At 75.3% G+C, this 1,782-nt stretch carries 2 protein-coding genes; one reads left to right on the forward strand and one right to left on the reverse strand.

The annotated features are described in order from the left end of the window. A partial coding sequence (locus PROKR_RS25325; protein WP_036969249.1) for a response regulator transcription factor occupies nucleotides 1-235 on the forward strand: 235 nt, incomplete at its 5' end. 56 nt (nucleotides 236-291) lie between these two features. Here PROKR_RS25325 and PROKR_RS25330 read toward each other — a convergent pair. After that, nucleotides 292-1,782, reverse strand: a 1,491-nt coding sequence (locus PROKR_RS25330; RefSeq protein WP_245605966.1) for a flavin-containing monooxygenase, incomplete at its 5' end; no start/stop codon positions are given.

Genomic DNA, 1,782 nt, shown 5'->3' on the forward strand with positions numbered 1-1,782 from the left:
GCCGCCCCGGTCGGCCGCCGACGAGGCCGCCGCCGCGGCCCAGCTCACGGCCCGCGAGGCCGAGATCGTGCGGCAGCTCGCCCGCGGGCTGTCCAACGCCGAGATCGCGCAGGAGCTGGTCGTCGAGACGAGCACGGTGAAGTCGCACCTCGGCCGCGCCATGGCCAAGGTCGGCACGCGCGACCGGCTCCAGACGGTGGTCTGGGCCTACCAGAACGGCCTGGTCCCGGGCTGATCTTGTGCCGGGGGACCCGGATGGTCGGCAGGATGTCAGGTGATCGGCAGCCCGAGCTACCGATCACCTGACAATTTGCCGACCGCCCGGATACTCGGCCCGGCCCCGGCAACAGCCCCGTGGAACGGCGCCGGGTCGAAGGTGCCGAAGCGCTCGCGGAACTCCGTGGCCCGGCCCGGCCACAGGAGGGTCAGGCGGCCCGAGCGCTCGTCCACGTACCAGCTCCGGCAGCCGCCGCGCAGCCACACCGTCTCCGCCGCCCGCCGGTCCACCTCCTCGGTGTAGGCGGCCTCGGCTTCGGCCGAGACCTCCAGCGGCCCGCCGGTCGCGTCCAGGTGGTCGAGCGCGCCCAGCACGTAGCCGATCTGCGCCTCGATCACCTCCAAGGCAGAGTGGTGGCCGAGCCCCGCGTTGGGGCCGTCCAGCACGAACAGGTTCGGGAACCCGTGCACCACGGTGGAGGCATGACTCGTCATGCCGCCCGACCAGTGCTCGGCGAGCGTGTGTCCGTCGCGGCCCGTGACCAGGTGCGCGAACGGCGGCCGCGTCGTCTCGAACCCCGTCGCCAGCACCAGCACGTCCACCTCGTACCGCGCGCCCGACGTCGCGACCACCGTCGAGCCCTCGACCGCGGCCGGCGCGCTCGGTTCCAGCGTCACGTGCGGCTGTCGGAGGGCCGGGTACCAGTCGTCGCTGAACAGCGCGCGCTTGCAGCCCACCGCGTAGTCGGGCGTGACCAGCGCACGCAGCGCCGGGTCGGGCACCTGTGCGCGCAGGTGTTCCTCGGCCCGGGAGCGCAGCTCGGCCTCCGCACGCGTACCCGCGATCCGGGCATCGAAAAGCCGCTCGGCCTCCTCGGCCAGCGTCGCGCGGTCCGGCGGCTCCTCACCGGGCGCGTACGCCCGGTCGCCGCGCGGGAGCACCCAGGGCGGTGTGCGCTGCAGCACGACGACGGACGCCGCCTGCCGTGCCACCTCCGGCACGAGCTGGACGGCGCTCGCCCCGGTGCCGACCACGGCGACGCGCAGCCCGGCCAGCGAGGAACGGTCCCACCGGGCCGAGTGGAACACCCGGCCCGGGAACGTGCCGAGCCCCGGGATCTCGGGCACGCGGGGCTCGCTCAGCCGGCCGACGGCGGTGGCCAGAACCCGCGCCGTGAGCGGTCCGCGCGACGTCGTCAGGCGCCACGCGGAGGCGTCGTCGTCCCAGCGGGCCGACGTGAGGTCGGTGCCGAGCCGCAGGTGCGGGGCGAGGCCCTCGGACCGCGCGACGTCGCGCACGTACCGGTGGATCTCCGCGCCCGGCGCGAACACCCGCGACCACCGCGGCTGCGACAGGAAGGAGTAGGAGTACAGGGCGCTGGGGATGTCGCACGCGACGCCTGGGTAGACGTTGTCGCGCCAGGTGCCGCCCACGTCGTCGGCCCGCTCCAGGACGGTGAAGCCGGTGCGCCCCGCGCGCCGCAGGCGCACGCCGAGCCCCACCCCGGCGAGCCCTGCGCCGACGACGGCGACGTCGAGCGGCGCCGTCACCCCACCTGCTCGTAC

It is taken from the genome of Promicromonospora kroppenstedtii DSM 19349, from assembly GCF_000515355.1.
Lineage (GTDB): Bacteria > Actinomycetota > Actinomycetes > Actinomycetales > Cellulomonadaceae > Promicromonospora > Promicromonospora kroppenstedtii.